This window comes from Acidovorax delafieldii 2AN (assembly GCF_000175235.1).
Taxonomy (GTDB): Bacteria; Pseudomonadota; Gammaproteobacteria; order Burkholderiales; family Burkholderiaceae_C; genus Acidovorax; species Acidovorax delafieldii_B.
In genome coordinates, this window is record NZ_ACQT01000179.1 from 1 (window position 1) to 7,588 (window position 7,588).

Annotated in this window: 5 protein-coding genes and 1 pseudogene; all 6 read left to right on the plus strand. The window is 67.2% G+C overall.

What is annotated here, in order from left to right; all coding sequences use genetic code 11:
• The coding region (locus tag ACDELDRAFT_RS16805; RefSeq protein WP_005799046.1) for an ABC transporter substrate-binding protein at positions 1-1,122 on the plus strand (1,122 nt) is incomplete at its 5' end.
• Between the two features lie 13 nt (positions 1,123-1,135).
• The gene (locus tag ACDELDRAFT_RS16810; RefSeq protein WP_005799047.1) at positions 1,136-1,957 is read left to right on the plus strand and encodes an ABC transporter ATP-binding protein; all 822 of its coding nucleotides are present in this window, start codon (positions 1,136-1,138) and stop codon (positions 1,955-1,957) included.
• 8 nt (positions 1,958-1,965) lie between these two features.
• On the plus strand, positions 1,966-3,786 hold the full coding sequence (locus ACDELDRAFT_RS16815) for an AMP-dependent synthetase/ligase (RefSeq protein WP_005799048.1): 1,821 nt from the start codon (positions 1,966-1,968) through the stop codon (positions 3,784-3,786).
• A gap of 80 nt (positions 3,787-3,866) precedes the next feature.
• A pseudogene (locus ACDELDRAFT_RS16820) lies at positions 3,867-4,656 on the plus strand (enoyl-CoA hydratase/isomerase family protein).
• 37 nt (positions 4,657-4,693) lie between these two features.
• On the plus strand, positions 4,694-5,881 hold the full coding sequence (locus ACDELDRAFT_RS16825) for an acetyl-CoA C-acyltransferase family protein (RefSeq protein WP_005799051.1): 1,188 nt from the start codon (positions 4,694-4,696) through the stop codon (positions 5,879-5,881).
• Between the two features lie 231 nt (positions 5,882-6,112).
• Positions 6,113-7,279, plus strand: coding sequence for an acyl-CoA dehydrogenase family protein (locus tag ACDELDRAFT_RS16830; RefSeq protein ID WP_040329648.1), 1,167 nt, complete (start codon positions 6,113-6,115; stop codon positions 7,277-7,279).
• The last annotated feature ends 309 nt before the right edge of the window (positions 7,280-7,588 follow it).

Sequence of the window (7,588 nt, forward strand, 5' to 3'; positions counted from 1 at the left end):
GCCGCGCTCACGCACCCGCTGTCGGTGCTCGCGCAGGGCGCCGAGGAGATCGTCATCGGCGGCTCCATCCCCATGACGGGCGTCTTCGCCTTCGCGGGCGTGGGCATCAACGCCGGCATCCAGGACTACGTGAAGATCGTCAACGACGCGGGCGGCATCAAGGGCCGCAAGGTCAAGTACGTGCCCGAGGACACCGGCTACAAGGTGGATGTGTCGGTGGCCACGTTCAAGAAGATCACCAGCCAGAACAAGGTCAACGTCTACTACGGCGACTCCACGGGCTTCGCCAAGACCATCAACCCCGAGCTGGACCGCAACGGCAACATCCTGATGGCGGGCGCCTCGTTCGCCTCCGAACTGAACGACCCCAAGAAGTACCCCCACCAGTTCCTGGTCGGCCCCGACTACACCGAGATGTTTGGCATCCTGCTCAAGCACATCGCCAAGGAGAAGCCCGGTGCCAAGGTGGCCTTCGTCTATTCCGACTCCGAATTCGGCCGCGACCCTATCGAGAAGAGCGAAGCCGCGGCCAAGGCCCTGGGCCTGTCGGTGCCCATCAAGATCATGACGCCCGCCGGCAGCGTGGACGTTTCCACCGAAGTCATCAAGCTGCGCCGCGCCGCGCCCGACTACACCATCTTCCACGGCTACATCCTCGCGCCCATCCCCGAGTTCATCACCCAGGGCAAGCAGCAGGGCATGACCAGCAAGTGGATGGGCACCTTCTGGACCATGGACAGCTCCACCGTCATGAAGATGGGCCCGGACGGCGACGGCTTCATGGGCGTGATGCCCTTCCGCTACTACTACGACACCGAGAAGGCACCCATGCTGGAGAAGATCCGCGCCATGCGCCCGGAATACCAGAGCACGGCCTACATCCAGGGCTTCCTCGCCGCCATGCTGTTCCTGGAATCGGCCAAGCGCACGCTGGACGCCGGCAAACCGCTCACCGGCGCCAACCTCAAGGCAGCGCTGAACACGCTCAAGGACTTCGACACCGGCGGCCTGATCGGCGTGCCGATCACCATCACGGGCAACTCCATCCCCGTCGGCCGCGTGTACCGCGCGGACATGAAGGCCCAGAAGATGGTCGCCGCCTCCGACTGGATCAAGCTCTGACACTGCCTTTGCCATGACCCAGAACGCCACGGACCACGTCCTCGACGTCAACAACATCGAGGTCATCTACAACAAGGTCGTGCAGGCCCTGCGCGGCCTGTCGCTGGCCGTGCCGCGCGGCCAGATCGTGGCGCTGCTGGGCAGCAACGGCGCGGGCAAGTCCACCACGCTCAAGGCGGTGTCCGGCCTGCTCGCGCTGGAGGATGGCGCGCTGGAAAGCGGCAGCATCCTGTTCAACGGCCAGAGCACCGCCGCGCTGGCACCGCAGCAGCTGGTGCGCAGCGGCCTCTCGCATGTGATGGAAGGGCGCCGGGTGTTCGAGGACCTCACGGTCGAGGAAAACCTGGTCGCCGCCACCTACGCCCTCACGGGCCGCGAGGGCGCGGCCAAACCCGACTTCGACCTCGTATACCAGTACTTCCCGCGCCTGCACGAGCGCCGCAAGGGCCTGGCGGGCTACCTGTCGGGCGGCGAGCAGCAGATGCTGGCCATCGGCCGCGCGCTCATCGCCCAGCCCCAGCTCATCCTGCTCGACGAGCCCTCGCTGGGCCTGAGTCCGAAGCTGGTCGAAGACATCTTCACCATCATCGCGCGCATCAACGCCGAGCGTGGCACCAGCATGCTGCTGGTGGAACAAAACGCCACCGTGGCCCTGGCCGTGGCGCACCGCGGCTACATCATGGAGAACGGCAAGATCGTCATCGACGGCTCGGCCGAGCGCCTGGCCAACGACCCCGACGTGCGCGAGTTCTACCTCGGCATGGGCGGCGGCGGCGAAGCGAAAAGCTTCAAGGACATCAAGCATTACAAGCGCCGCAAGCGCTGGTTGTCGTGAGCGCGAACATGTTGAATCTCCCCGAACTCACCCTGCCCCAGATGCTGCGCGAGCGCGCGCGCCAGGATGCCGCGCGCGTCGCCATCCGGCAAAAAGACTTCGGCATCTGGAAGCCCTTCACCTGGGCGCAGTATTTCGAGCGTGCCTGCCACTTCGGTCTGGGCCTGCGCGCCCTGGGGCTGCCCGAGGGCGGCCATGTGGGCGTGATTTCCGAGAACCGCATCGAATGGGTGCTCACGCAGATGGGCGCGGGCCTGGTGGGCGCCGTCACCGTGGGCGTGTACCCCACCAGCCCCTCGCCCGAGGTGGCCTACGTGGTGGGCCATGCCGACATCGAGATCATCGTCTGCGAGGACCAGGAGCAGACCGACAAGGTGCTCGAAGCGCTGGTGGAATTGCCGCGCCTGAAGAAGATCGTGGTCATGGAAACCAAGGGCCTGCGCAGCTTCGCGCCCGAGGTGCGCGGCCTCATCGCCACCTTCGACGAGGTGGAGCAGCTCGGGCAGCGCAGCGGCAAGCTCGCGGCCATCGACGCGGCGCTGGCGCGCCAGCAGCTCGACGACATCGGGCTCATGATCTACACCTCGGGCTCGACCGGCAAGCCCAAGGGCGCGATGATTTCCTACCGCAACATCCGGGGCATGGTGCCGGGCATCGTGGACCGGCTCCAGCTCTCGCGCGAGACCACCCACCTGTCCTACCTGCCGCTGTGCCACGTGGCCGAGCAGATGCTCACCACCTTCGTGCCGGTGTACGTCGGCTCGCAGGTCAACTTCGGTGAATCCATCCGCACCGTGCAGGAAGATTTGCGCGAGGTGGCGCCCACCATGTTCCTGGGCGTGCCGCGCATCTGGGAGAAGATGCACGCCGCCATCAGCATCAAGCTGCAGGAAACCGGCGGCCTGCGCCGCGCACTGTTCCGCAAGGCCTACGCCGCCTGCCAGCCGCTGGCCGAGAAACCGCGCGCACGCTGGAGCATCGGCGAGATGTTCACCTACACCGCCTGCTACTGGCTGGTGTTCCGCGCGCTGCAGAACTTCATCGGCCTGCGCGAGGCGAAAGTGGCACTCACCGGCGCCGCGCCCATTCCACCCGACGTGGTGCGCTTCTTCCGCGTGCTCGGCGTGCCGCTGGTCGAGGTCTATGGCCTGACCGAATCGACCGGCATGGTCACCGGCCACAAGCTCGACGATGTGCAGGTCGGCACCGTGGGCGTGCCCACGAGTGGCGTGGAGTGGCGCATTGCCAAGGGCAGCGACGACGACCTGGGCGGCGAGTTCCAGATCAAGGGAGACATGGTGTTCGCGGGCTACTACAAGAACCCCGAGGCCACGGCGCAAAGCATCGTGGATGGCTGGCTGCACACGGGCGACGTGGTGCGCCTGGTGGACGGCCAGATCAAGATCGTGGACCGCTTGAAGGACATCATGATCACCGCCGGCGGCAAGAACCTCACGCCGTCCGAGATCGAAAACACGATGAAGGCCAGCCCCTACATCAAGGAGTGCATCATCGTCGCCGAGGGGCGCAAGTTCGTCGGTGCGCTCGTCATGATCGACTACGAGACGGTGGGCAAGTGGGCCGAGGCCCAGCGCATCCCGTTCACGCATTTCCGCTCGCTGGTGGAAACGCCCACCGTGCGCGAACTCATCGACGCCGAGATGGGCGCCGGCAACGCTAAGCTGGCGCAGGTGGCGCAGATCCGCAGGTTCCACCTGCTCACCAAGGAGCTGGACCACGACGACGGCGAGGTCACCGCCACCATGAAGGTGCGGCGCTCCAGCATCTACAAGACCTACGCCGCCGAAATCGAGGCGCTGTACCGCTAGCCCGCGCAATTGCTATCAAACCACGAGCTGCACGCGCTTATTCCACAGGCACTGCAGCTTATTCTGACTTGAAAACCCCCATGAACCACGACAGCCCCGCCCCCCTGCAGGTCGAACGCCACGGCGCCATCGCCACGCTGTGCTTTCAACGCCCCGATGCGCTCAACGCTATCGACGTGCCCATGGCCACCGCCTTGCTGGCCGCCGTGCGGGCCATCGCCAGCGACGACAGCGTGCGCTGCGTGGTGCTGCGCGGCGCGGGCAAGGGCTTCATGGCCGGGGGGCGACCTGGCCACCCTGCGCGCCGACCCCGTGCAGGGGGCCAAGGATTTGCTCACACCGCTCAACGAGGCGGTGGCGCTGCTGGCGCAGCTCAATGCACCCGTCATCGCCCAGGTGCATGGCGTGGCGGCCGGCGCGGGCCTCTCGCTCATGCTGCAGGCCGACTTTGTGCTCGCCGCCGAGGGCACGCGCTTCAACCTCGCCTACATCAACCTGGGCACGAGCTGCGACGTGGGCGCCTCCTGGGCGCTGCCGCGCCTCGTGGGCCTGCGCCGCGCGCTCGAAATCGCCATGCTCGGCGACACCTACACCGCCCTGGATGCCGAACGCCTGGGCCTGGTCAACCGCGTCGTTCCCGCCGCCGAACTCGATGCCACCGTGCAGGAACTCGCTCAACGCCTGGCCAGCGGCCCCACCCAGGCCCATGGCCACATGCGCCGCCTCATGCGCGCCAGTTTCGACCGCGACCTACCCGCGCAACTGTCCGCCGAGGCGGATGCCTTCGTGGCCTCCGCGCGCACCGCCGACCTGCCCGAGGGCATAGCGGCCTTCTACGCCAAGCGTCCCGCCGCCTTCCAGGGCCGCTGAACCTTTTTCCTTTGTTTCCTTTTCTCGGAGCTTTTCCATGACCCACCGTGACGTTTTCATCGTCAGCACCGCCCGCACCGCCATTGGCACCTTCGGCGGCAGCCTGAAAGACGTGCCCAACACCCAGCTCGCCACCACCGCCGTCAAGGCTGCCATCGCGCGTTCGGGCCTGGCGCCCGACGCCGTGGGCCATGTGGTCATGGGCAATGTGATCCCCACCGACACCAAGGACGCCTACCTCTCCCGCGTGGCCGCCATCGACGCCGGCTGCCCCATCGAGACGCCCGCCTTCAACGTCAACCGCCTGTGCGGCTCGGGCCTGCAGGCCATCATCTCGGCGGCGCAGGCCATAGGCTACGGCGACTGCGACGTGGCCGTGGGCGGCGGGTCCGAGTCCATGAGCCGGGGCCCCTACTTCGACCAGGCGGCCCGCTACGGCGCGCGCATGGGCGACGCCAAGAGCATCGACTACATGCTCGGCATCCTGCACGACCCCTGGCAGAAGATGCACATGGGCATCACCGCCGAAAACGTGGCCGAGCGCTACAAAATCAGCCGCGAAATGCAGGACCAGCTGGCGCTGGAAAGCCAACGCCGCGCCGCCGCCGCCATCGCCGCCGGTTACTTCAAGGACCAGATCGTCCCGGTTGAAATCGCCACGCGCAAGGGCACCGTGCTGTTCCAGGAAGACGAACATGTGCGCGCCGCCACCACGCTGGACGTGCTGGCCGGCATGAAGCCCGCCTTCAGGAAGGACGGCGGCACCGTGACCGCCGGCAACGCCTCGGGCATCAACGACGGCGCCAGCGCCGTGGTGCTGGTGGCGGGCGACCGCATCAGCGCACTGGGCGTGAAGCCCCTGGCCCGCCTCGTGGGCTACGCGCACGCCGGCGTGGACCCGGCCTACATGGGCATCGGCCCCGTGCCCGCCACGCAAAAGGTGCTGCAGCGCACCGGCCTCAAGGTGCAAGACATGGATGTGATCGAAGCCAACGAAGCCTTCGCCGCCCAAGCCTGCGCCGTGGTACAGGAGCTGGGCCTGGACCCGGCCAAGGTCAACCCCAACGGCTCGGGCATTTCGCTGGGCCATCCGGTGGGCGCCACCGGCGCCATCATCACCACCAAGGCGATCGCTGAACTGCACCGCACGGGCGGGCGCTACGCGCTCGTGACCATGTGCATCGGCGGCGGCCAGGGCATCGCGGCGATCTACGAGCGGGTATGACCAGGCCAACCCCCTGAGCGGATGCGCCGCTTCCCCCTTCTCTGGCATCGCTGCGCGATGCGGAAGGGGGACGCCACCGGCGCAGCGGGGCGGCCCTTGCGCGGTGGCCACTGGCCTGGGCCGCGCCAGTTCGCAGGCCACTGCGAATTCGCCATGGATTCCGACAACACAAGAGAACAGCTCTTAGAGCTTTTCCATAAAGCGCTGGCAGCTTCATATTTCATAGCAACCATGCTTCCCAACACCTTCCTCACGGCCGAGCAGCAAGCCGAACTGCAGCTCTTCAAAACGTCGCTGGAGCGCTTTTGCGACACCGAGATTGAGCCCCACTACCGCGACTGGGAAAAGGCCGGCCTCGTCAGCCGCGAGCTGTTCCGCCAAATGGGCGAGAACGGCTACCTGTGCGCCGACGTGCCTGAGCAGTACGGCGGCCCGGGCGCCAGCGTGCACTTCTCGTTCGCCGTGGTCGAGGTGCTTTCGCGCCGGGGCTACGGCGGCTTCGTCGGCGGGCTGCAGGTGCACAACGACATCGTGCCGCCCTACCTGCTGCACTGCGGCACCCAGGCGCAGCGCCAGCACTGGCTACCGCGCATGGCCAGCGGCGAGGCCGTGGCGGCCATCGGCATGACCGAGCCCGGCGCGGGCAGCGACCTGAAAGCCATCCGCACCACCGCCAAACGCGACGGCGATCATTACGTCATCAACGGCAGCAAGATCTTCATCAGCAACGGCCAGCACTGCGACCTGCTGGTGCTCGCCGCCAAGACCGACCCGGCGGCCGGCGCCAAGGGCGTGAGCCTGTTCCTGGTGGACACGAAAGCCCCCGGCTTCACGCGCGGCCAGAACCTGGAGAAGATCGGCCAGCATGCGGGCGACACCTCCGAGCTGTTCTTCAACGACCTGCGCGTGCCCGCTGACGCCTTGCTCGGCGGTGTGGAAGGCCAGGGCTTCGTGCAGATGATGCGCGAGCTGCCGCGCGAGCGCCTCATCATCGGCGTGCAGGCGGTGCATGGCGCCAAGGGCGCGCTGGACGCCACGGTGAAGTACGTACAGGAACGCCAGGCCTTCGGCCAAGCGGTAGCCCAGTTCCAGAACACGCGCTTCACGCTGGCGCAGTGCGCCAGCGACATCGCCGCCGCCGAGGCCTTCCTCACCATGAGCGTGGCGGCCTACGAGCGCGGCGAACTCACGCCCGAGGCCGTGAGCGCCCTCAAGCTGCACACCACCGAGGTCTTCGGCCGCGTGGCGGATGCCTGCCTGCAACTCTTTGGCGGCTATGGCTATATGGCCGAGTACCCCATCTCGCGCTTCTGGACCGACGCGCGCGTGTTGCGCATCTACGGTGGCACGTCGGAGATCATGAAGGAGCTGGTGGCGCGGTCGCTGCTGGGGCGCTGACCGGCGCGCCAGCCCCGCTGGCGCCAAGGCACCGTGGCCGGGCCCGCCGGCTGTAACGAAAGCACGCTGCCCAGAGCTCAGCGCAGGACTGCAACCGGCGCGGTCCACCGCCCAAAAGTTGCAGCCCAGCCCCGGTCTGCCGGAGCACGCCCACCGAGCATGCCGACAATGGTCTGCCAGCCGGTGGAGAAATTGCGCGTCCCACCTGGCTTCCGGCCAACGAGCCGGCGGGCGGAACCCGCCAGGCGCCGTAAAAACGCAGGGTTCGCGCAACCGTGTCAGAACGGCGCCGATGCGGGGTCGGTGTCC

Excerpts from the sequence above, each read along its gene's own strand:
- ACDELDRAFT_RS16815 (WP_005799048.1), top strand. The coding sequence starts at position 1,966 with ATGTTGAATCTCCCCGAACTCACCCTGCCCCAGATGCTGCGCGAGCGC.
- ACDELDRAFT_RS16810 (WP_005799047.1), top strand. The coding sequence starts at position 1,136 with ATGACCCAGAACGCCACGGACCACGTCCTCGACGTCAACAACATCGAG.
- ACDELDRAFT_RS16830 (WP_040329648.1), top strand. The coding sequence starts at position 6,113 with ATGCTTCCCAACACCTTCCTCACGGCCGAGCAGCAAGCCGAACTGCAG.
- ACDELDRAFT_RS16825 (WP_005799051.1), top strand. The coding sequence starts at position 4,694 with ATGACCCACCGTGACGTTTTCATCGTCAGCACCGCCCGCACCGCCATT.